General features: G+C 68.0%; 20 protein-coding genes and 1 pseudogene. 7 read left to right on the forward strand and 14 right to left on the reverse strand.

The features are described from left to right. Nucleotides 1-265 precede the first annotated feature (265 nt). From ACFXI4_RS20645 to ACFXI4_RS20665, 5 genes are all read right to left on the reverse strand, one after another. Nucleotides 266-2,581 (reverse strand): SpoIIE family protein phosphatase, encoded by a 2,316-nt coding sequence (locus tag ACFXI4_RS20645; RefSeq protein WP_384992878.1) that lies wholly within the window; start codon nt 2,579-2,581, stop codon nt 266-268. A gap of 168 nt (nt 2,582-2,749) precedes the next feature. Continuing rightward, nucleotides 2,750-3,331 carry a TetR/AcrR family transcriptional regulator gene (locus ACFXI4_RS20650; protein ID WP_384992812.1) on the reverse strand — a complete coding sequence of 194 codons (582 nt, stop codon included), beginning with the start codon at nt 3,329-3,331 and terminating at the stop codon, nt 2,750-2,752. A 675-nt stretch (nt 3,332-4,006) separates the two neighbouring features. Further along, a complete protein-coding gene (locus tag ACFXI4_RS20655) occupies nt 4,007-4,513 on the reverse strand; it encodes a hypothetical protein (RefSeq protein ID WP_384992815.1) in 507 nt (168 codons plus the stop codon). Nucleotides 4,514-4,699: 186 nt separating this feature from the next. Continuing rightward, nucleotides 4,700-6,133 carry a dihydrolipoyl dehydrogenase family protein gene (locus ACFXI4_RS20660; protein ID WP_384992880.1) on the reverse strand — a complete coding sequence of 478 codons (1,434 nt, stop codon included), beginning with the start codon at nt 6,131-6,133 and terminating at the stop codon, nt 4,700-4,702. 430 nt (nt 6,134-6,563) lie between these two features. Continuing rightward, nucleotides 6,564-7,034 carry a VOC family protein gene (locus ACFXI4_RS20665; RefSeq protein ID WP_384992817.1) on the reverse strand — a complete coding sequence of 157 codons (471 nt, stop codon included), beginning with the start codon at nt 7,032-7,034 and terminating at the stop codon, nt 6,564-6,566. 1,062 nt (nt 7,035-8,096) lie between these two features. Here ACFXI4_RS20665 and ACFXI4_RS20670 point away from each other — a divergent pair. Further along, on the forward strand, nt 8,097-9,095 hold the full coding sequence (locus ACFXI4_RS20670) for an NADP-dependent oxidoreductase (RefSeq protein ID WP_384992882.1): 999 nt from the start codon (nt 8,097-8,099) through the stop codon (nt 9,093-9,095). Nucleotides 9,096-9,117: 22 nt separating this feature from the next. Here ACFXI4_RS20670 and ACFXI4_RS20675 read toward each other — a convergent pair whose 3' ends face one another. The 3 genes from ACFXI4_RS20675 to ACFXI4_RS20685 form a co-directional block, all read right to left on the reverse strand. Further along, nucleotides 9,118-9,387: a hypothetical protein gene (locus ACFXI4_RS20675; RefSeq protein WP_384992820.1), complete on the reverse strand. Its 270-nt coding sequence runs from the start codon at nt 9,385-9,387 to the stop codon at nt 9,118-9,120. Continuing rightward, nucleotides 9,384-9,689: a transposase gene (locus tag ACFXI4_RS20680; RefSeq protein ID WP_384992822.1), complete on the reverse strand. Its 306-nt coding sequence runs from the start codon at nt 9,687-9,689 to the stop codon at nt 9,384-9,386. Before ACFXI4_RS20680 ends, ACFXI4_RS20675 begins: the two co-directional genes overlap by 4 nt. Before the next feature lie 76 nt (nt 9,690-9,765). After that, a complete protein-coding gene (locus ACFXI4_RS20685) occupies nt 9,766-10,077 on the reverse strand; it encodes a helix-turn-helix domain-containing protein (RefSeq protein WP_384992825.1) in 312 nt (103 codons plus the stop codon). A 78-nt stretch (nt 10,078-10,155) separates the two neighbouring features. Between ACFXI4_RS20685 and ACFXI4_RS20690 the strand changes: the two genes are divergently transcribed. Further along, on the forward strand, nt 10,156-11,154 hold the full coding sequence (locus tag ACFXI4_RS20690; protein ID WP_384992828.1) for an alpha/beta fold hydrolase: 999 nt from the start codon (nt 10,156-10,158) through the stop codon (nt 11,152-11,154). 91 nt (nt 11,155-11,245) lie between these two features. Here ACFXI4_RS20690 and ACFXI4_RS20695 read toward each other — a convergent pair whose 3' ends face one another. After that, nucleotides 11,246-11,857, reverse strand: coding sequence for a TetR/AcrR family transcriptional regulator (locus ACFXI4_RS20695; protein WP_384992830.1), 612 nt, complete (start codon nt 11,855-11,857; stop codon nt 11,246-11,248). A 145-nt stretch (nt 11,858-12,002) separates the two neighbouring features. Between ACFXI4_RS20695 and ACFXI4_RS20700 the strand changes: the two genes are divergently transcribed. The 4 genes from ACFXI4_RS20700 to ACFXI4_RS20715 all read left to right on the forward strand — a co-directional run bounded on the left by ACFXI4_RS20700 (nt 12,003) and on the right by ACFXI4_RS20715 (nt 14,855). Beyond that, nucleotides 12,003-12,737 (forward strand): SDR family NAD(P)-dependent oxidoreductase, encoded by a 735-nt coding sequence (locus ACFXI4_RS20700; RefSeq protein WP_384992833.1) that lies wholly within the window; start codon nt 12,003-12,005, stop codon nt 12,735-12,737. A 33-nt stretch (nt 12,738-12,770) separates the two neighbouring features. Beyond that, nucleotides 12,771-13,394, forward strand: a complete 624-nt coding sequence (locus ACFXI4_RS20705; protein WP_384992836.1) for an NADPH-dependent F420 reductase — start codon at nt 12,771-12,773, stop codon at nt 13,392-13,394. 664 nt (nt 13,395-14,058) lie between these two features. Continuing rightward, on the forward strand, nt 14,059-14,349 hold the full coding sequence (locus tag ACFXI4_RS20710) for a hypothetical protein (RefSeq protein WP_384992839.1): 291 nt from the start codon (nt 14,059-14,061) through the stop codon (nt 14,347-14,349). A 158-nt stretch (nt 14,350-14,507) separates the two neighbouring features. Then, the gene (locus ACFXI4_RS20715) at nt 14,508-14,855 is read left to right on the forward strand and encodes an SDR family oxidoreductase (RefSeq protein WP_384992885.1); all 348 of its coding nucleotides are present in this window, start codon (nt 14,508-14,510) and stop codon (nt 14,853-14,855) included. 477 nt (nt 14,856-15,332) lie between these two features. Here ACFXI4_RS20715 and ACFXI4_RS20720 read toward each other — a convergent pair whose 3' ends face one another. The 5 genes and pseudogenes from ACFXI4_RS20720 to ACFXI4_RS20740 form a co-directional block, all read right to left on the reverse strand. Continuing rightward, nucleotides 15,333-16,148, reverse strand: a complete 816-nt coding sequence (locus ACFXI4_RS20720; RefSeq protein ID WP_384992841.1) for an MBL fold metallo-hydrolase — start codon at nt 16,146-16,148, stop codon at nt 15,333-15,335. A gap of 515 nt (nt 16,149-16,663) precedes the next feature. Further along, the gene (locus ACFXI4_RS20725) at nt 16,664-17,293 is read right to left on the reverse strand and encodes a CGNR zinc finger domain-containing protein (protein ID WP_384992844.1); all 630 of its coding nucleotides are present in this window, start codon (nt 17,291-17,293) and stop codon (nt 16,664-16,666) included. Between the two features lie 503 nt (nt 17,294-17,796). Then, a pseudogene (locus ACFXI4_RS20730) lies at nt 17,797-18,040 on the reverse strand (MMPL family transporter); the annotation flags it as partial. A gap of 28 nt (nt 18,041-18,068) precedes the next feature. Then, nucleotides 18,069-18,752, reverse strand: a complete 684-nt coding sequence (locus ACFXI4_RS20735; RefSeq protein WP_384992889.1) for a PP2C family protein-serine/threonine phosphatase — start codon at nt 18,750-18,752, stop codon at nt 18,069-18,071. A gap of 188 nt (nt 18,753-18,940) precedes the next feature. Next, nucleotides 18,941-19,813, reverse strand: a complete 873-nt coding sequence (locus tag ACFXI4_RS20740; RefSeq protein ID WP_384992892.1) for an aldo/keto reductase family oxidoreductase — start codon at nt 19,811-19,813, stop codon at nt 18,941-18,943. 168 nt (nt 19,814-19,981) lie between these two features. On the opposite strand from ACFXI4_RS20740, the gene ACFXI4_RS20745 reads away from it, so the two are divergent. Further along, entirely contained in the window at nt 19,982-20,845 is an 864-nt protein-coding gene (locus ACFXI4_RS20745) for a LysR family transcriptional regulator (protein ID WP_384992847.1), read from the forward strand. The last annotated feature ends 360 nt before the right edge of the window (nt 20,846-21,205 follow it).

The raw sequence follows: 21,205 nt of genomic DNA on the forward strand, positions 1-21,205 counted from the left end.
ACTCCTCGGTCGGTCTGCCGAGCGTTGCGGCCGTTGGGGCGTTCACAGACTGGGTAGTCCCGTCCGCCGTGAGAAGGGCCGAAGGGGTGGGCCGGCGCAGGAATTCGTCCCAGGTGTCCGTACGCCGCTCCTGACGATCCCCGAACGATGGCCCAAAGTGTCCCCATCCGTGGTGTTCCGGTGCTTCACCGTGAGGCTCTCAAAGGCCTGGGCCTCATGCTTGCAGGCAGCACACAGGGCGCCGAAGGGGAAAGGTGTACTCGGTCTATCCGTCGCGCTCAGGCAACTCCGTTGTCGAACCCGCGGATTGCTCCGCCCAGACGGTCTTCCCTCGGGTGCGGTAGTGGGTGCCCCACTGGTCCGCGAGGCTCGCGATGATGAACAGCCCCCGGCCGGTCTCGTCGACAGTGCGGGCATGTTTTACCTGCGGCGAGCTGGGCGTGGTATCGCTGACTTCGCAGGTAAGCATCCGCTCGAAGATCAGCCGGAGCTGCAGGGGCGGAGCGCCGTAGCGGACGGCATTGCCGACGAGCTCGCTCACGATGAGCTCCGTGGTGAACGCAGTTTCCTCGTCTACGTCCCACACCTCCAGTTGGCGGCGGGCCGCTGCGCGGGCGATCGGCGCAGCCTGCGGATCTGCGGGCAGGTCGCGGGTCAGTACGCGGTCTTGGGGGAGTGTTTTCGTGCGGGCGAGCAGCATCAGCGTCTCGCCGGTGCGAGGGCTGGCGGTCAGCGTGCGTGCAATGTCGTCGCGGACGTCATGCAGTGGCTTTGTGCCGACGCCTTCCAGGAACGGGCTCAGCGATCCGGGCGGCGTCAGGAGCTCGTCGGCCAGTGCGGATGTGCCCATGGCCAGTGTGGTGCCTTCAGGGAGACCGACCGTGATCGCGGGGAAAGGGGCGCTGCCCGGTTCGGCGAGGGGCGGACCCTCGGGAACACACAGGGGTGCCGAGGTGCCATCGGGATAGACCACGATCGGATCAGGAAGGCCGGCGCGGGCGAGGGTGCATGTGAGGTCGACCGGATCGTAGATCGCGATGGCACACCCGGCGGTGAGCGGTTCGCGGTTCACCGGGTCGGCGGGCAGTGTGGCGCGCGCCGCCGCCAGACGAGCGGTGGTGTCGCTGAGACGCGCCAGCAACTCGTCGGGCTGCAGATCCAGAGCTACGAGGGTATGGATCGCCGTCCGCAGGAGTCCCATCGTGATGGCTGCGGCGATGCCCTTTCCGGCCACGTCACCGACGATCAGAGCGGTCCGTGCACCGGGTAGCGCGATCGCGTCGGACCACGCGCCGCCGCCCTCCGGGTCGGGAATGTGCAGTTGAGAGGTTTCGGCCGTGCCGTGTGTGACGGGCCGGTGAGGGAGCAGCCTGTGCTGTACGGTTCGCGCGGTGATCCACTCGCGCATGAACTGTCGGGCGTTCTCCATGCACAGTGCAGCGTGCGCGCACATGGCGGACGCCACTACGACGTCCTCTTCTTCGAAGGGGTCTTCCTGCTGGTAGCGGTAGAAGCTGACCAGGCCCAGAGCATGGCCTCGCAAGGACAGCGGGGCCACGATCATGGAATGGGCACCGGATCGTCGGATGACATCGGCTCGGGCCGGGTCGGCGGTCAGCCATGGGCTGTTCCCGTCGACCTTCACGAGGCGCGGCCGGAGGTCGGACAGGATCTCCGAGAAAGGGCTCCCAATCGGCAGCGGCCGCTCGACGCCGACCGCAGGACCTGTGCCCTTGCCCCGGAAGGCTGCTCGGCGCAGCAGAATGTCTTGGCGGACCGGTACAGGGGGAGGATCTTCGCCTCGCACGACGTCTTCGATCACTTCGACGTCGGCGATGCCCGCAAAGGCCGGCACTACCGCCTCGACCATTTCCCGGCAGACGACCATCACGTTCAGCAGATGCCCCACGCGCGTACGGAAGGTGTCCAGGAGCACCAGACGGTTACGCGAATTCTCTCGCTCCGTGACGTCAAGTGCCGCTATCACCAGGCCAACCACGGTGCCGTCACCGTCCTCCAGACGGAAGTAGGAGACGGAGTAGACGCGGTGCATGGGCCGACCCGGCGCCTTGACTCGCCGGACGAGTCGGTTCATCACAGGCTCACCGCGCTCAAGGACCCTCTGCGCCACGGTGGCTTCTTCCTCGGGGTCCGAGAACCCGCATGCTTTGAGGAAATGCGTACCGAGCACATGCTGCTCGGACGGGTCGTCCTCACCGGTGACGGTGCTCATGCGGACCACGCACAGTCGATGGTCGAGAACATACAGTCGCATCGGTGAATGGGTGAACACAGCTTTCAAGATTGCTGCATCCTGTCCCGACGTCGCGTCCTCGGCAGTGAGAAGCTGCCAGACCAAGGCCGCTCCTCGCACTACCGGCTTGACCAGCAACGCCGCATCCGGCAGATTTCCACGCCGCTCAGCTTCACGAATCAGCGCGGTAACCATGTGGCCAAGGGCTTCCTCGGCAGACCATCCGAACAGATCCTCAGCCTGAGGTCCCCATTCGATAACCCGGCCACTCTCGTCAATGAGTACAAGGACGTCATCGCTAGGCATTCGAAAACACCTCCGCTCCATGCCTGCCCGCCCCGCATCGGACACGGCCCGCTCATCTGACAGTGACACCGATCGGCTCAGCGTGCGGTTCGACCCAAGCGGCCGGTACTACTCCAGCCCGTCGAGGACTTCGGGCTGGTGGGCGGGTCCTGGCAGGTGTGAGTTCGCCGGTCCGCGTGCGGGGCGATTTCAGCTGGGGGTGCTTCCTTCGGCGTTGCTGTTCGCCCTGGTGGTCAGGAGGGCGCCGGAGACCACGTCGAAGATGTGGTCGGCGCGGGGTGCGAGCGAGCGCTGGTCGCCGATCCAGGCGAGGGCTTCCACGAGCGCGAACAGGTCCTCGCCGTCGATGTCGGTCCGCGCCACGCCCGCGGCCTGGGCGCGCACAAGGAGCCGGGTGCCGGCCGCGCGCAGGGTGACGCACGAAGCGTGAAGTGCGGAGTCGGGGTCCGCGATGGCGGCAGCCATCAACACGACCGCACCCCGGTATTCGGTGGTCCAGCCGACGCATTCGCGCAGCCACGACACGAGGGCATCGCCGGGCGAGTCGTCGGTCTCGAGGGCGTCCGCCTTGGCGGTCAGCTCGCCGAAGCTCGTGTGGAGCAGGGCGTCGAGGAGCGCCTCGCGCGTGGGAAAGTGACGCAGCAGTGTGGCGAGACCGACATTGGCCCTGCGCGCGATGTCGCGCAGGGACACGTCGACGCCCTGCTCCCTGATGGCGGCGCCCGCTACTGCGAGCAGGTGGTCGCGGTTCTTCCTGGCATCGACCCGCATCTGTCTGTCCCCCTCGAATATCCGGATCAGTGGTCCATGTAATCGGGTCAGTGGTCCGATTACATGGACCACTGATCCGGATAAGCGTAGCGCGCTGTTCGGGCAGGGGCGAGCCGCTCCCCGTGGCCGTCACCGCGGTCCGTGCTCATGCCTCATCGACGCGGAGTGCACCGTGCGGTCGGTCCCTGCCGGGGACGGTCCTTCCAGGCGCAGGCGAGGGTGTTCGCGGCGCGCCGGAAGATGTCCTTCCGGACAGTTGGTGACACGGGTGGCGGGCGGTGAGGCGAGTGGCATCTGCCCGGCGGCCGGCCGTCACCTTCCCGCCCGGACGACGCCAGGTGGTGGCTGTGCTCCAGCCGCTGTGCCGGCACTGAGAGGGAGGCCGTGAGGTGGGCGGCCTTGCGGAGAAGGCAGTGCGACACGCCGCACGGCATCCGGTCTGGCGCAAGGCACACTCCGGCCGAGTGGACACGGGTGGACAAAGGATGTGCGACTACGACTCACCCGCGGCAGATCACGCCCGAATGCCCGGGTGGCCGGTGCGTCGGTGTCGGCATCGAAGGCGATGTGCAGGGCATGGGGGCCGTCGGGGTTCGCGCGGGGACGGTTCGGCGCCGTCACGCGCTGGTCCGCGTGAGCGTGGGCTCGGTGTACAGAGGTTGATCGAGCGATTGCTCATGATGCCGGCTGTGTGTTCGCGGACTGGCGGGCGCACCACGGCGGCTGAGGCCGGTGCGACCGCACCCTCATGTCGGTGTTGGCACGTGTCCGGGCGTGTGCGCATATCTCCGAGGGCCAGTGGGAGGTGTGGTCGTTGAGCTCGTGCGCCTTGGCGCTCACGGTGTCGCGCTTTTCGGCGTTCGAGCGGGGGAACTGCCGGCTGTCGTAGGAGTACTGCTGGCCGCCGTTGCTGTTGCGGTGCCACGTGTTTTGGTTCCGCTCCCGCGTGCGGTGGTTGTCGTAGGCATACAGGTCGACGCGACGGTTGCTGTTCTCGCGGTCGTCTCCGCGACTGTCGCCGTACTGGACGCTGAGGCTGGAGGAGCGAGAGGTGTCCGCGGTGCGGTCGGCGGACGGGTCGGACATTGCCGTTGCGGTGCCGCCTACTGCCAGCAGGGCGGCTGCTGCGACAGCGAGAGTGCCGGCCATGGTGGTGGCTCGTCGTCCAAATGCGTGATTCATGGTCTTTTTCCTTAGTGTGCGCCCTCTGTCAGAGGGTCTGACTGTGCCTTGAGTAGGCCCTCAGGAGGCGATGGAGGGGGCTGGCTGTTGCCCCCGATATGAGGGGCCGCGGAGGTCTGTTCCCTGCGGGCGGCCGGGGCGCCGGGCGCGGCAAGGGCTGCCCTGCGTGACCCGGTGGGGCCCTGTTCAGGCGCGGTGTGTCTCCAGCAGTCGCAGCCAGATCTCGCTGAGGGTGGGGAAGGCGGGGACCGCGTGCCAGAGCCGGTCGAGTGGGATTTCGCCGACGATGGCGATGGTGGCGGAGTGGATGAGTTCTCCGACGCCGGGGCCGGCGAAGGTGACGCCGGCGACGGTGCCCCGGTCGGTGTCGATGAGCATGCGGGCGTGGCCGCGGTAGTCCTCGCCGTATTGGTGGGCACCGGCGACGTGGGCCAGGTCGTAGTCGACGACCTTGATGCGGCGGCCGCTGTGTTCGATTTCGCGGCTGGTCAGGCCGACGGAGGCGACTTCGGGGGTGGTGAAGACGACTTGCGGGACGGCGGCCGTGTCGGCGGTGGCGGCGTGCGCGCCCCAGGGAGTGTCGTCGACGTGCTCGCCGTTGGCGCGGGCGCCGATGACGGCGCCGGCGATGCGGGCCTGGTACTTCCCCTGGTGCGTCAGCAGGGCACGGCGGTTGACGTCGCCGACGGCGTAGAGCCAGCCGCCGTCGACGCCGGTGACACGGAAGGTGTCGTCGACGGTGAGCCAGTCGCCGGGGGTGAGTCCGATGCTTTCCAGGCCGAGGTCGCGGGTCTGCGGGGCGCGGCCGGTCGCCAGCAGGATCTCGTCCGCGGCCAGCCGTCCGCCGTCGGACAGGGTGATCCGTACTTCGCCGTCCTCGCGTGTCATGGAGGTGGCGGTCGTGTTGAAGCGGATGTCGACGCCCGCTTCACGCAGCCCCTCGGTGACCAGGTCCCCGGCGAACGGTTCCATACGCTCCAGGAGCCCGTTCTCGAGGACGAGCATGGTGACCTGGGAGCCGAGGGCCTGCCAGGCGGTGGCCATCTCGACGGCGACGACGCCGCCTCCGACGATGGCGAGGCGGCCGGGTGCCTTGGTGGCGGTGGTGGCCTCGCGGCTGGTCCAGGGGCGGACGGTGTCGTGTCCGGGGATGGGAGGCAGGGCGGCGCGGGTGCCGGTGGAGACGGCGACGGCGTGTCGGGCGGTCAGGTGGACGGTGTCGCCTTCAGAGGTCTGCACGGCCACCTGCTTGGGGCCGGCGAGACGGCCGTGACCGCGGATGAGGTCGACGCCGGCGGAGTTCAGCCAGTCGGCTTGGTCCTCGTCCTTCCAGTACGAGGACATCTTGTCGCGGTGGGCCAGGACCGCCTCGACGTCCAGCGGTCCGGCCACCGCCGGGTCGATTCCGGGCACGCGGCTCGCGTCGGCCCGTGCCACCACCGGCCGCAGCAGCGCCTTGCTGGGGTCGCAGGCCCAGAAGGAGCACTCACCACCGATGAGGTCGCGCTCGATGATCACGGTGCTGAGCCCGGCGGCGCGGACGCGTTCGGCCACGTTCTCGCCGACCGGGCCTGCGCCGATGACGATCACGTCGTAGGTGCGGGTCGTCTGGGTCGTCACTGCTGTGTTCGTCACTGCTGTGTTCCTCACGGGTTTGTTCCGAGTTGGGTGCCTGCCTGGGCCGAGCTCTCAACGGCTGCGGCCTCTTCCCGGGCCTGTTCGCCGTTGCCGTTGCCGTTGCCGTTGCCGTCGCCAGCTGCCAGCTGCCAGCTGCCAGCCGCCAGCCGCCGGACGGCGCCGGGGCCGGCGTCGGGGCCGCCGCACCGCACGGGGCCGGTCACGGGCTGGGGCGGCCGTGGCGGCCGGCGCATCGCCGTGGCAGCCGGACTGCCGGGCGGCGGAGAGCACCTGCCTGTGCGCTCGCCCGGCGGTTTGTTGGTGCCGGTCCTCGGTCTGGACCGCGAGAGACGCTGCTCCGGACTGGCTGTCGTGCGGGCCGGGCCCGGCCCGTTGCGGCCTTGGACGGTGGTTTGGCGGTTTGTGGGGGAGGTCAGCGGCCGGGGAGGCGCTCAGAGACTTCCTGGAGCACCCAGCCGTTGCCGTCCGGGTCGCTGAAAGTGGCGAAGGAGCCGTAGGAGGCGCGCTCGGGGTGCAGGCCGGCCAGTCGCTCCTGGCCGGGGCGATGGTGGGTGACGTCCCCGTCCTCGTGGCCGTGGAAGAGGCCGCCTGCGTCGTGGAAGATCTCGCTGACGTCGATGCCGCGGCCGGTGAGCTCCGCCCGGGCCGCCTCGATGTCGGAGACGATGAGGTACAGGCCCTGGAACGAGCCGGGTGCGAGGGGGGTCATCCCCTCGCCGAAGAGGATCGAGCACTCGGAACCGGGCGGCGTGAAGTGCGCCACCCGGACGTCATCGCTGGCCTTGTAGTCGACGTCCAGGCGGAATCCGGCCTTCTCGTAGAAGGCCTTGGCCCGGTCGACGTCGGAGACGGGCAGCACGATCACTTCGAGCTTCAATTCCATGGGGGGTGTCCTTGTTTCTTGAGTCGGTGGATTACGCCCAATGCGTCACCGGTTCAACAGGTGGTGGTCGCGGCCGGGCTTCGTTGCCTCCGGCTGCTGCGGTGGACGGCGTGACGCCGAAGGGGGAGTGGGCGATCCGCTATGGTCCTACCTGAACAAATAGTCCGTTTATCCGGACCACTGATCCGAATATATGGACCATCGATCCGGATAGTCAAGGGGGAGGAGATGTGGGCTGACGCGTGAGCCGGGCGTCGGTGTGTCACTGCCCGGGATCGCGCGTTGGGTGGAAGCCGGGGTGGCTGCGCTGCTGCGGCGCTCTCCTGACGTTTGAGGCGTCATCGAGGGCGTCGAATCCGCACTCCCCTCCTCGTGTGGTCAGGCCGGTGTGTGACTCCTCACCCGCGCCTGGGGTTCGGCCGGTGCGGCGATTGATGGCGCTGGCCTGCTCCCACTGCCGTGGCGCTTCGCCCGACTCGGCGTTCAGTGCTCACTCGCACCGTGCACCGGCCGCCTCTTCAGGGTCCCGTCGGCTCGCGGTAGCCGCTGAGTCGTCTCGGGCCCGGCGAGAAGCGGGGAGCGGGGAGGTCGTCCCGTGTCTTGAACCGTTCGTGCGCGCCGCTGTCGTCAGCCGCTTCGCTGCGGTCGCGGCCCGCTCCGGGAGCCCGGTTCGCGAGCGAGACGGTTTCGTCTGCAGGGTCGACGGTGCCGTTCTCTGTCGGGCCCGGCCGCAACTCGCGGTCGTCGGAATCCTGTTCGCGCCAAGCCTGGGACCCTCGAAGTAAGGGCCGCTCGTGGCGAGTTGGGGCAGCCTCGTGAGGCCGGGGTCGGTCCTGTATGCGATGTCGCGCCGTGATCGTCGATGCCTTGCCCGCTGATGGCGGTGCCCGCTGCGGCGAACAGCTGGTTGCGGTCCCCCCCGACGTCGGCCCGGGACTGCCCCTCTTGACTATCCGGATCAGTGGTCCATATATTCGGATCAGTGGTTCGGAAAAACGGATCGCTGATCCATTTCTTAGTCCCCACGAGAGACGCAGGAAGAGCGCTGTGCCGAAAAAGACCATGAAAGCGATCCGGCTGCACGAGTACGGCGGCCCTGAGGTGCTGCGGCACGAGGAGGTGCCGGTTCCCGTGCCAGGGCCGGGTGAGGTGCTCGTGCGCGTGCACGCGGCCGGCATCAACCCTCCGGACCGGTATGCACGCGAGGGGATGCCCGACATACCCCCCGAGATCAGGCCCGAGTTTCAGCTCCCCCTGATTCCGGGGACCGACGTCTCAGGCGTCGTGGAAGCCGTCGGTCCGGACGTCAACGGCTTCGCGGTCGGAGACGAGGTGATCGGTCTTCTGCGCTTCCCCACCCTTCTCCAAGGCGGCGCGTACGCCGAGTACGTCACCGCGCCGGCGTCCGACCTCGCCCGCAAGCTGACCGGCCTCGACCACGTGCGCGCTGCCGCCCTGGTCATGTCGGGGTTGACCGCGTGGCAGTTCCTGATCGAGCTGGGGCACGATTTTCCCTCGCCGTTCCAGGAGGCCCAGCACCGTCCTATGGCACTCGACAGCAAGAGCACGGTGCTCATCAACGGCGCTGCCGGTGGCGTGGGACACCTCGCTCTCCAGCTGGCCAAGTGGAAGGGGGCCCGTGTCATCGCAGTGGCCTCCGGCGTCCACGAGACGTTTCTGCGCGAGCTCGGCGCCGACGAGTTCATCGACTACACCAAGGAGCGGCCCGAGGAGGTCGTCCGTGACGTCGACCTGGTCCTGGACACCGTCGGCGGTCCCGGCAGCAGGCGCTTCCTGCGCACCCTCAAGCGCGGCGGGTCCCTCTACCCGGTGTACTTCGGCCAGTTCGACGACGAGGAGAACGCAAGACTGGGTGTCACGGTCACGGCCGTGTCGGTCCGCTCGAGCGGCGCGCAGCTCGCCGAACTGCAGAGCCTGGTCGACGCAGGAAAGATTCGCGTCGCGGTCGACAGCACGTTCCCGCTCGCGGAAGCCCGGGCGGCGCACGAGCGCGTCGCCCGGGCGCACATCCGGGGCAAGGTCGTGCTCACGGTCGCTTAGAGGTCCTCACAGAAGTCGTTGATCATGTGGCTTTCGGCTTGGGTGGTCGTTGGTCTGGTCGTGGGGAAGAGGGAGCCGTCGCGGCTCCCGAGCTGCGGGCTTCGTCCGCCAAGCGGCAGCCGAACTCCGGTTCCTCGCGGTGGGCGTTGAACAGCGCATTCGCGCGGTGAGCCTCCTCCAGCGCGGCGTCGGCCACCGGCTTGTCGAGCCAACGCTGGTGGGGCTGTCTGGCGAGCTTCAGCACCCGGCACGTCACCGTGACGGGCATCCCGTCCGCGGCCGGCTCTTTCACGAGCGGGTAGATCCTTTTCCCGGCAGATGCGCCTGCGACAGGTAGGCCGCGGCCCGGAGCAGGACCTGGTTCTCCTGCTCCAGCAGCCTGATCCGCCGACCCGCTTCCCGTAGTTCCGCGCTCTCTCGGCTCTTCACCCCGGGCCCCGACCCGGCGTCGACATCCGCCCGGCGCATCCATTTCCACAACGTCATCGGGTGGACCCCGAAGTCGGTGGCCACCTGCTCGACCACACCGGGGCCACGGTTCCACGCGACCCGCACCACGTCCTGGCGGAACTCTTCCGGATAGGACTTGGGCACAGCGACCTTCCCACCCGCCCCACAGGGCAAGCCAGTTCAGATGTCACCCGATCGTGCAGCAGACCCCACCGACGACTCAGGGCTTTGCGCTGACGTTGGAGTGCAAGGCCGCTGGTCCCAGCCGGAACAGGTGGGCGCGCTGCGCTGGGGACATGTCGAGTGCGGCAGCCGGCGCGGCGACGCCCTTCGCCGACGGCCTGCTCGTGCGGTTCTGTTCGAGACGCGTGTAGTAGTCGACGGAGATCCCGGCGAGCTCGGCCACCTCCTCGTGCCGCAGCCCCGAGACCCCCCCGCATGCCACCGGTCGCGGCATCCGGCGGTCGGACGGCTGCGCGTCGTGCGCGCAGGAAATCCGCCAGTTGCTCTCCGTCCATGCCCCATCCTGCATCAGACCTTGCCGGGGAGAGCCTCTCCCCGCGAGAGGCCCGGTCTGCCACGGGCCGCTGCCGGGGCAGATGTTTGGAGCATGAACATCGAACGTGAATCGACCGGGCGTCGCTGGAACGAGACTGCGATCCGCGGCACTGTCCTGGCCTGGACGGAAGCCGACAGCGGCCCGATCGCCGTCTGGGCCCATCCCCTCTGCAGCAGCAGCCTGACCCCGGAGGCCGTCGGCACCTACAACTGGGAGCCGATCGCTGCAGGAGGGCGCCGCCTGATCCGCTATGACGCCCGCGGCCACGGGCGTTCCGGAGGGCGGCCGAAGCCGGCGGACTTCTCCTTCGAGAACCTTGCCCGTGACCTGCTGGCCCTCATCGACGTGCTCTCGCCACAGGCGCCGGTCGCCGGGATCGGCATGTCGCTGGGCGCAGCGACGCTGCTTCATGCCGCAGTTCTCGCTCCCGACCGCTTCGAGAAACTCGTGCTGTCCGCTCCGCCGACAGCGTGGGACACCCGGGCGGCCCAGAAAACGCTCTATGCGTCATTGGCCGAACTCGTAGCAGATCAGGGCCCCGCCGCAGTGCACTCCTTGCTGCGCGATGCGCCCGTTCCCGCACCGCGCCAGGGTGTACCCGGTCCTCCCCTGCCGGACGACGTCGACGAACGCCTGCTGCCCTCGCTCCTGCGCGGGGTGGGTGATTCGGATCTGCCGCCACGCGAGTTCATGGCCCGGCTGCGCCTGCCGGTGCTGATTCTGCCCTGGGCGGATGACCCCACACACCCCGTCTCGACGGCTGCCGAGCTGGCGTCCCCTCATCCCCGGCTCCAAGCTGGAGATTGCCCAGACCATCGACGACACCCGCAGGTGGGAACGGGACGCGGCAAGCTTCCTCGCGATCTGACGTCGACGAACTCCCTGCACCCGCCCACCGCAGCCGACGACCGGCGTCGACTGCACGCGAGGCCGCACCACGCGAAGACCGCGTCGCACAGATCGCCGCCATCACCGGCCGCATCCACCGGCCCCACACCCCGAGCGCCGCACCGGCCGCCCCGTCGCGGAGGCGGTCACCGCCGCGAGTGATGCGGGCAGCTGCGTCCGAGAAGACCCCCTGCGCAAGCTTGTTGACATCCCTCCGTCACTACCGGCTGCGAGACAGGGCCGGAGTGCCGACTCAACTCGGCACCTCCTCCCGTCGCCGGTCATCGCCGGCTGTGGCGGGGATGGCGTTGTCGATGAGGACGGCGGCGATGGCGGCGGCGGTGGGGAAGGCGTCGGCGTCGAGGACCCGGGTGCGGGCCGCGGCGCCGTCGATGAGCAGCGCGAGCTGCTCGCCGAGCTGTTCAGGGTCGGCGGCGCCGGCCTCGCGGGCAGTGTCGGCGAGCCGCACGGCGACGGCTTTCTTGTAGTCGCGCGCGTACTGGGACGCGGGGTGCTGGGGGTCGTGGAGTTCGACAGCGGCGGCGATGTAGGGGCACAGGGGGGTGGTGGGGGGGACGTCGAAGGCGGCGAGGAGCCGTTCGCGGGGCGTGAGGTCGGTGCGGTCGAACACGCCGGACAGGACGGAGGGGTCGAACCGGCGCAGGTACTCGGCGACGAGTTCGTCCTTGCTGGTGAAGTGCTGGTAGGCCGTGCGCTTGGACACCTCGGCCGCCGCGCAGAGCTGGTCCATGCCGGTGCGGTTGATGCCCTGCTCGCGGAAGAGCTGCTGGGACGCGCTGAGGATGCGTTCGCGGGCGCCCCGGCCGCGGCGGCGGCCCGTGGGGCCCTTCTCCAACTCCGTCATGGGTCCATCGTACCCGAGCTGGGTAACGACCGGTGTACTTAGTTTGCGCAGCCGCCTCCCGCCCCGTATCGTAAGCACACAGGGCGGTGTACATAACACCGTCGTCCCAGGCATGCACGGCACCACCGACCCAAAGGGAACGACTATGGGAAAGCTCGACGGCAAGGTCGCGGTCATCACCGGCGCCACCAGCGGCATGGCGCTGGCCGGCGCGAAGCTGTTCGCCGATGAGGGAGCGCACGTCTTCATCACCGGCCGCCGCCAAGAGGCCCTGGACGAGGCCGTGAAGCAGATCGGCCGCAACGTCACCGGTGTCCAGGGCGACGCCGCCGACCTGGACGACCTGGACCGCCTGTACGACACCGTCAAGCGGGAGAAGGGCAGCCTCGACGTGCTGTGGGCCAGCGCCGGCGGCGGCGAGCCTGCCCCGCTCGGCGAGATCACCGAGGCCCAGTTCGACACCTGGTTCGGGCTCAATGCCCGCGGCACCCTGTTCACCGTCCAGAAGGCCCTCCCGCTCTTCAACGACGGCGGCTCCATCCTCATGACCGGCTCCAACGCCTCCCTCGGCGCCTTCCCCGGCTGGAGCGTCTACGCCGGCAGCAAGGCCGTCCAGCAGGCCTGGGCCCGCATCTGGCTCAACGAACTCAAGGACCGCCGCATCCGCGTCAACGTCCTGACCCCCGGCCAGGTCGCCACCGCCAAGCAGGAAGAACTCTTCGACGAGGCCACCAAGCGCCAGTTCGAGTCCCTCATCCCCCGCGGCCAGATGGGCCGCCCCGACGAAATCGCCACCGCCGCCCTCTTCCTCGCCTCCGACGACTCCAGCTACGTCAACGGCATGGAACTCGTCGCCGACGGCGGCACCACCGCCCTCTGAACCGGACAGCACACGACCAGGGCAGGACATCTCATGAGCAGCATCAGCATCATCGGCACCGGGAACATGGCCCGCACCATCGGCGCGCGGGCGATAGCAGGCGGCAACACCGTCGAGGTCATGGGTCGCGATCAGTCCAAGGCCGCCGACCTGGCCAAGGCTCTCGGCGGCCGCGCCACGACGGGAGAATGGGGCACCGCCCCGGCCGGGGACATCGTGATCATGGCTCTGCTGTACGACGGTGTCGTCGCGGCCGTCACCCAGTACGGAGACGCCCTCACGGGCAAGGTCATCATCGACATCAGCAACCCCTTCAATTCCACGTTCGACGGGCTGGCCCACCGCGAGGAGACCTCGATCGCGCAGGAAGCCGCCAAGGCGGCCCCCGCCGGCGCCAGCGTGGTGAAGGCGTTCAACACCGTCTTCCGCCATGTCCTGGAGAAGGGCCGGCCCGACGTCTTCCTCGCCGGCGACAACGCGCAGGCCAAGGCAAGTGTGGAGGCGTTCATCGAGAGCCTCGGGATGCGCCCGCTGGACGTCGGCGGCCTGAAAATGGCGCACTGGCTGGAAGGAGCGGGTGTGGTCACGGTGGGCCTCGCCAACCACGGGGTGGGGAACGTGGACTTCGCCCTCAGCATCACCGAACTTCTCGCCTGAGCCGACGATTGACGGATTACCGAATGGAGAGCGCCCGCCGCCGCATCATGGCGGCGGGCACAAGCGGCAGGCAGGTCATGCGAGGTAGGCCTACCTCCTGGTGATGTCGAGTCTGCTGTCCATATCCAGATGAAATCTCGCGTACGGCGTACGGGTTGATGCGGGACCAGAACAGCGGGGACAGCCCGCGCCGCTCCACGGTGGTGAGCTTCCCGGCCCACTGCGGGTCGCGGAGGACCGCCCGGAGAAGCTGGGTGTTGATCAGGACCAGGCTGGATTGCCGGAGATGGCGGCGTGCTCGCGGTCGGCGCGGGTGAGGACGCTCTCGCGGCCGTGGAAGAACTTGTCGTTGGTGGAGTTCCAGCTCCCGACGACCTGCAGTCCGCCGTTGATCTCGCGGTGGAGATGCTCATCACGCGTGTCCCCGAGCCGGTCGGTCCGGGGGCGCGCGTTAAGCGCTCGACCACATATCCACCAGGAAGCGCTTCGTACTGAGTGGCCTGCTTGACCACGTGCTCCTGGGTGACACAGGAACTGCCGCCGGTCCAGGGCATCGAGGACGCGCGAGGCCGCGACGTCGGCGGTGATCGCTGTGTCGGTCCGCGGCCGGGAAGCCGTCTTACTGCAACGATCAGTTAACTACGATACGAAATAGGGAGTGGTCATGAGCGCGGACGTCGTCATCATCAGAGTGGGCGGAATGGGGCAGGCCATGGCCGACCGTCAGAGCGCCGGCAGAAAGGTGCTGCTCGCGGACCTCAACGAGGCGACCCTCGCATTCGCCGCAGACCAACTGCGCGGCCAGGGGCACGATGTCGTCACGCAGTCGGCGGATGCTTCCTCGCGCTCCTCGGTCGCGGCCCTCTCCCACACCGCGCAGGACCTCGGCCCGGTCACCCAGGTCGCCCACATCGCGGTCTCTCGCCCATGCAGGCACCCGCGGCCGCCGTCCTGAAAGTGGATATGCTCGGCACTGCGCTGGTACTGGAAGAGTCTGCGCGGGTCGTCGCACCCGGCGGCGCCGTGTCGTGATCGCCGGCATGGCCGGTCATCTGCTGCCGCCCCGCTCAGCGCGGAGCAGGAGCAGGCCCTCTGCTGACGCCCGCCGACTACCTGCCCTTCACCGGCCCCGAGTCGCTAGGGCAGGGTGCCTACGGACCGGCCAAATACGGCAACCGGCTCCGGTCCAAGCGGGGAGCGCCGCCTGGGGGGGAACGCGGCGCCCGCGTCAAATCCACAAGCCCCGATGTCATCGCCACTCCCATGGGCCAGGAAGAACTCAACGGCGAGAGTGACCAGATGATGCGCGCCATGATCGACCCCTCCGGGACCGGCTGCCTGGGTACCCCCGACGACATCACCGAGGCCGCCGCGTTCCTCCTCGGCACCGGCACCGACCTGCTCGTGGACGGTGGCGTCGCCGCGGCCCTGCACGCCGAACGCCTCACTCCGCGGGCCTGAGGGTCCCCTCCTCCAGAGTCCGTCAACGGAGCACGACGAGGACGGGCGGGGATCCCCGCTGGGCACGGTCGTGCATGCGTGCCCGGGGCGGCCCGTCACCGTCGACCGGTTGCGCATCGATGCCGGGCGGGAGACGACGGCCTGCGGGCCCAGCTCGTGCACGCCTCCGTCTTCGAGCTCAACCCGGATACGGCCCGTCGCGACGAACAGACCGCACCACCGGGGCCAGCCCGCCGTACCCGACCAGACTCGGATCATCGAACCGTGGGAGACCCTCGCCACGGCACGGGCAGATTGCATCCCGGAAGTGCCTTGCTGTCCTGGAAGCGTGAAGAACTCCCATCATCGCAGGCCACAAGGCGCTTCCTCGGTTCCGGAGAAGCTGTTCACATACATCAAGCCGGTGGATCCGGGATGAGACGGCCTCAAAGCCGGAACACCATGGCACTGCCGTGGCCGCTGTCCGCGACCAGGAGCTCAGGAGTAGAGGGCGACCGCCCCGTTCCAGAGGGCACCGGGGTTAAGGCGCTCGGGGAACAGCTCGAGCATGGCGTTGAAGAAGCTGAGAGCGCTGTCGTGCTGGGGGAGCAGCTCATCAGCGGCGTTGAGATACTGCCGGGTCTCGTTGATGGCACGGGTCGCGTCGTCGTCGAGTGCCTTGTTCTTGTGACCGGTGACAATCCAGCGGGGCTGGAGGGCTTCGACGGTGTCGATGGCGCGACGCCATGCATCCAGGCCGCCGTTCTTGGCTTCCACTAGGAACTGGTGCACACCGTTGTAGATCACGTCGCCGGCGACCACGAGATCCAGGTCGGGGACGTGCAGGACGGAGGTGTCGTCGGTGTCAGTGTGGCCGACCTCGACGATCACCATCTCACGGCCTTCGAGCGTGAAGCGGTTGTTGGGCACAGTGACAGCCGTGACGGGAGAGTCGGGGATCTGGCCGGGGAGAAGCTTGTCCCAGAAGCCCGGACGGATCGCCACGTTGTGGTGCATCTGCTTTATCGTGCCCTCCGTCGCAACGACCTGGGCACCGAACCGCTCGGCCAAGAGGTTGGTGGCGAACCAGTGGTCACCGTGACCGTGGGTCACGAAGATGTGGGTCAGGTTTTTACCGCTGGTCTCAACCCACTTAGCGACCGCCTCGCCCTGAACGGTGGTCATGGGCGGGTCGACCAGTACGGCGTCGCGCTCGCCGTGGATGAGCGTGATGGACAGGGGCGAGAACATCCGCCGGTCGCCGTTGGGGACGAGTTCAGGAACGTTCAGCGGGATCGGGTCGGCGGTGAACACCTCGTACGCGAGAGCGCTGTTTGTAGACATGACTACCTCTTTTTGATGAGTGATCGATGGTTTTGGGGATGACTTACTACGGCTATGCGAGAAGATAACGCTGCCAGAATCGAAACAACGGAAAAGTGACGCAGTCGACAGGCCTGCCAGATGGATCAGTGATTGATAAGACGCACGAGGGGTAAAAGTGCGGTGCCACAAGTGGAATAGTCCTGGACCTGGCCCGCATCCGGATCGTCATTCATCCTGGCGCTGAGGTGAAGGCGCTTAAAATCGCCCTCGGACCATTAGGCCGGGGTGGCCGAGCGGCGATTAGGACATGCAGCGACATGCGATACGTACGGTGAACTTTCATGCCACTGCGCCGACGCCAAGGGCGTGACCGGCGATCCATATGTCCACACGGTTAGGTTGACGTGATGCCGTCGCCGAATGAACCGGGCGTGTACGCGCCTTGGGGGCTGACGCAGTGGATGCCGAATATGCCGATTTTATTTGCTCGGAAGCCTGGAAATTCAGATGGCTCGATCTTCCGCGGACGCCCGCTTGCGGGCCCGCGAGGCGCGTAGGTTGGCCGGGTTGCCACATGACCGGAGGCTGTGCCAGACCCCAATGTTGTTCCGTGTCCGGTCATAGAACACGGCTACGCATGCGGGATTTCGGCATGCTTTTAGCCGTCGCCACGTACCCTCCTTCTGTGCATTGAAGGATTCCGCAAGAACCGCAGAAGCTACCCAGTGCCAGCCATATCCGCTCGGCAGGGTGACGAACGTAGGGCCCGAGGTCGTCGCTACTGTCACTGCGGCCGAGCGAAGTCGGGACGGAGGAGCGGATCGATCAGCGTCTGCGTCTGCTTGCCCGGAAACGAGTAGACGGAGCTCGCTTCGCAGTTCCCTGAGGGCCGGGAGGTCTTCCTCAGGCAACGAGGGCAGTGAGAAATCGAGTCCCGAGGACTCGGCCAGCGCCCTTCCCGCCGAATTCAGCCAGTTCCGCGCGGACACGATGTCGGACAGAAGATCATCGTGAGTGTGTCTGGAACCTACCAGGCCGTCAGAAGAAGAGTTCAAGAGGTCCTGGACAAAGGCCAGTCCTCCTGGAGCCGGAACCAGTCCGGAAATTCGCTCTGTAGCGATCCACTGCACCATGCGAGACCTCCCTCGACTTAGGTTGATCCTAACGTCAACATAATTCCGTACTCCGACAGCCGTTCGCACTGAGCCGCATATTCGGTAGCGGCTGCTAGGGCGAGCAATGGCTTGGCCGTGTTGGTTCGGGGGAGCGGGAGCGAGTCCAGAACCGAATCAACCCCCTCGGGCTGACACAGCCAACCATGCAGGGGCACATCCCCCTGCGCCCGGAATGCAACGTCAGTGCGCGTATGAGCCGTCGAAACGCTCCTCCTCATGATGCGCGACACTACTGTAAGGCTGTAGCTAGTGTCGGTCAACCAGTACGTGCAGATGGTGCCCTCATCCCAGAGCCGTGCGGATTCGGCACCGGCCCGGGGTGCTGGGAAACGGGACCGGTGCGGGCCGCGCCATGACAACGCCTCGTTGTCGGCCCGGTGCGAGGGCGACACCCGTGTGGATTCGGTTCCGGTCCGGTCTGCTGAAGCGTTGGCCGAACGCAGACCGGTTGCGGCCTGCCGGGACAGGCCCTCGCCCTCGATGCTGACCTTGGGCAGGATGCGCCCCAGCCGCTTCGGCAGCCACCAGGCGTACCGGCCTGGCAGCGCGAGGACGGCCGGGCACGAAGGCCATGCGGACGACGAACGCGTCGAACGCGACGGCGATGGCGAGCCCGAAGCCGATCGTCTTGATCATGGATTCACCGGCACCGACGAAGCCGGAGAACACGGCCACCATGATGAGTGCGGCGGTCACTCGGACAGCCCGAAGGGCTGGTCCACCTCGCAGGTGATCATCTCCACAGTGCCCTGCCAGGGGTGCCCGGCGTTGACGAGCTGGGCCTGCCGGTGTGGAGATTGCTGCGCAGCAGCAGCCCGGTTGCGTGCCCGTGGGCGTGGTCGACGAGTGCCCGGTCGGCCCGGTGGGCCTGTTCGGCCAGGTGGGCCTGTTCGGCCAGGCCGGCTCCTGCGCGGCGTGCACCGCGCAGGGCGCTCACCAGGAGCGTGGCGGCCAGGGCGGCCTGGATGTCGTGGCCCATGGGATCGGTCACCGACACGTGCAGTGTGTCCCGGTCCAGGGTGTAGTCGAAGGCGTCGCCGCTGAGGTCTTCGGAGGGTTTCAGGCACCCGCACAGGGTGAACTGCGCGGCCTCGCACGACAGCGACGAGGGCAGCAGCTGGTACTGGATCTCTGCTGCCAGGGCGGGTGGTCTGGAGCGTTTGCCCCAGGTGTAAAAGTCGGTGAAGCGTCCGTTGGCGATCACGATGTAGGCCAGGATGTGGGCGGCTTCCCCGACCTCGTCAAGGACGTCCTCGCCGGGACGGACCGGCAGGAGCAGTTCCAGCAGGCCGATGACGTCCCCCCGGTTGGTGATCGGCACGATCACCCGCTGCCCCTGACCGGTCGCCTCCTGATACAGCCGCTGTGTACGGATCACCTCCTCGTAGACACTGCCGAACAGGGGGATTCGCTCCACCTTCCGCCCGTCCTCCGCAGGGGCGGTCGACAGCCGCGCCACCGCCTTCCCCGTCAGGTCCACGATGAGGAAAGAGACCTTCGTGGCCTCGAAGCGCGTCGCAGGTCCCTTCGGTCGACAACGATGAGGCTCGCATCACACCGCGACCGGCCCCTTGGTCTTGCTGGCGACTGAGCTGAGTCCTGCTTTTACCGGCCGATCTTGTCCAACTCGGCAAGCTCCTCGTCGGAGAGCGAGAGCCCCGCGCCGGCGACATTCTGGCGCAGGTGCGCCACCGACGAGGTGCCGGGAATCAGCAGGATGTTCGGGGACCGCCGCAGCAGCCAAGCCAGGGCGACCGACATCGGCGTCGCATCCAGCCGGGTGGCTACGGCAGAAAGGGCCGTGGACTGCAGCGGGGTGAAGCCTCCGAGCGGGAAGAAAGGCACGTAGGCGACGCCCTTGTCGGCGAGTTCGTCGATCAGCTCGTCGTCCTGACGGTAAGCGAGGTTGTACATGTTCTGCACGCACACGATCGGTGCGATCGCCTGTGCCTCGGCGACCTGTTCCGCCGTCGCGTTACTCACTCCGAGGTACCGGATCAGACCCTGCTGCTGGAGTTCGACGAGGGTCTCGAAGGGCTCGGCGAGCGAGCCGGGCTGGGGCCCCTGAGCGTCACCGAGCCGGAGATTGACCACGTCGAGCGAATCGAGGCCGAGGTCCTGAAGGTTCTCGTGGACGCCGCGGCGCAGGTCCTCGGGCTGCCGGGCAGGGGGCCAGCCGCCCTGCTGATCACGGACCGCGCCGACCTTGGTCACGATGTGCAGCGATTCGGAATAGGGGTGCAGCGCTTCACGGATCAGCTGGTTGGTCACACGTGGTCCGTATGCACTGGCGGTGTCGATATGGGTGATCCCCAGGCCGGCGGCCTCGCGCAGGACGGCGAGCGCGCCGTCGTGGTGAGCAGGCGGGCCCATGACCCCGGGGCCGGCGAGCTGCATGGCGCCGTAGCCGAAGCGGGTGACGGTCAGATCGCCCAGGGCCCAGGTGCCGCCGGGCAGTGACGCGGAGGGTGTGTTCATTCGGTGTGCCTTTCCTGCCGAGCTGGACAGTGCAGAGGGCTGCTTGTTCGCGCCGGTCACCAGCGCGGTCTTCGTTTCGCTCATGCTCGCTCGCGGACCAGCGGCGCATCCAACACCGCTACGGTGTCCTGTCATACCCGGTGGGTATCACCCAGGTACGCTGGGGCCGTGGACGACTTGGAGACCCGCGAGCTGAGGTACTTCATGGCTGTCGCCGAGGAACTGCACTTCGGCCGCGCCGCCGAGCGCCTCGGCATGGCTCAGCCACCGCTGTCGCGGGCAATTCAGCAACTCGAGCGGCGCCTCGGCGTCTCTTTGCTGGAACGCAACCGCCGCGGCGTCTCCCTGACCGGCGCCGGAGAGGTACTGCTGCACGAGGGCCGCGCAGCCCTCGACGCGACCACCGCCGCCGCTCGCCGCACCCGTCGTGCCGGTGGCGCCGACGGTCCGGGTGGCCCCCGCAGCCGTCTGGTGCTGGCGGTGAAGGCCGGCGCGTCCCACGAGCTGCTGCATAAGCTCCTCGGCGCCTATGCGGCCGAGCCCGACGCCGCCGAGATCGAGGTGCTGCCGAGCGGCACGTGTGAACAGGAAGAGATGCTGCGCGACGGCCGGGCTGATGTCGCGCTCATGCACAAGCCGTTCAACTCCCTCGCCGGCTTCGACAGCGAGGAGCTGATGACCGAGGGGCAGATCGCCATCCTGCCCGCCGGGCACCCCCTCGCCGCGCACAAGGCTCTGTCCGTGGCCGATGTCAGCGACATCCCCGACCTTCCGCTCGCCCGCTGGTCCCGCCACGGCACATACCCACCCGGCCCGGGCCCCGAGATCCACGACCAGACACAGCTGGCCCAGCTGATAGCCCTCGGACGCACCGCAGCCGTCTTCCCCGATTCCGCCCGCGCCTGGCTATGGGCCGAGCACACCGCTGTTCCCCTGACAGACGCACCCCCCGTCGTCACCCACATCGCCTGGCCCGCGCACAGCCGCTCCCTCGCCCTCGCCGGGCTGATCCGCACGGCCACACGGCTATGACCCGCCCCCGCCTTCCGTCGCCGCGACATACCGCCTGACCGCCGCTGGCCACGGGCACCACCGTGACTCCGTGCACTGCCGACCTTCGCGTCGGCAGAGTTGTGCCGGGCCACCCACGGGACGGGCGGGTCCGCGCCCTCCTACGAGACAGACGGCCCTATGAGGCCGTACCACCCACTGCCCAAGCGGCTTGACAGACCGCATTAGGACTTGTCTGACAAATGGCCTTCGAGTGCCCGGCTCATCCTAGTTTGCGAGATGCTGGAGCCAGTCCTGCAGGAGTGCGGTCTCGACGGGGCGGAGCGGGACGGTAGCTGGATCCGCCCCGTTGAGGGTGGCATCGAGCGCGAGGGCGCGAGC

The organism is Streptomyces sp. NPDC059224 (assembly GCF_042754285.1).
GTDB lineage: Bacteria > Actinomycetota > Actinomycetes > Streptomycetales > Streptomycetaceae > Streptomyces.

Bases quoted from the DNA above. Each gene is read 5' to 3' on its own strand.
- ACFXI4_RS20655 (WP_384992815.1), bottom strand. From the start codon at position 4,513: ATGAATCACGCATTTGGACGACGAGCCACCACCATGGCCGGCACTCTC.
- ACFXI4_RS20725 (WP_384992844.1), bottom strand. From the start codon at position 17,293: ATGGTGCAGTGGATCGCTACAGAGCGAATTTCCGGACTGGTTCCGGCT.
- ACFXI4_RS20695 (WP_384992830.1), bottom strand. From the start codon at position 11,857: ATGACGGAGTTGGAGAAGGGCCCCACGGGCCGCCGCCGCGGCCGGGGC.
- ACFXI4_RS20710 (WP_384992839.1), top strand. From the start codon at position 14,059: ATGAGCGCGGACGTCGTCATCATCAGAGTGGGCGGAATGGGGCAGGCC.
- ACFXI4_RS20670 (WP_384992882.1), top strand. From the start codon at position 8,097: ATGAAAGCGATCCGGCTGCACGAGTACGGCGGCCCTGAGGTGCTGCGG.
- ACFXI4_RS20705 (WP_384992836.1), top strand. From the start codon at position 12,771: ATGAGCAGCATCAGCATCATCGGCACCGGGAACATGGCCCGCACCATC.
- ACFXI4_RS20685 (WP_384992825.1), bottom strand. From the start codon at position 10,077: ATGCAGGATGGGGCATGGACGGAGAGCAACTGGCGGATTTCCTGCGCG.
- ACFXI4_RS20650 (WP_384992812.1), bottom strand. From the start codon at position 3,331: ATGCGGGTCGATGCCAGGAAGAACCGCGACCACCTGCTCGCAGTAGCG.
- ACFXI4_RS20665 (WP_384992817.1), bottom strand. From the start codon at position 7,034: ATGGAATTGAAGCTCGAAGTGATCGTGCTGCCCGTCTCCGACGTCGAC.
- ACFXI4_RS20700 (WP_384992833.1), top strand. From the start codon at position 12,003: ATGGGAAAGCTCGACGGCAAGGTCGCGGTCATCACCGGCGCCACCAGC.
- ACFXI4_RS20645 (WP_384992878.1), bottom strand. From the start codon at position 2,581: ATGGAGCGGAGGTGTTTTCGAATGCCTAGCGATGACGTCCTTGTACTC.
- ACFXI4_RS20690 (WP_384992828.1), top strand. From the start codon at position 10,156: ATGAACATCGAACGTGAATCGACCGGGCGTCGCTGGAACGAGACTGCG.
- ACFXI4_RS20740 (WP_384992892.1), bottom strand. From the start codon at position 19,813: ATGAACACACCCTCCGCGTCACTGCCCGGCGGCACCTGGGCCCTGGGC.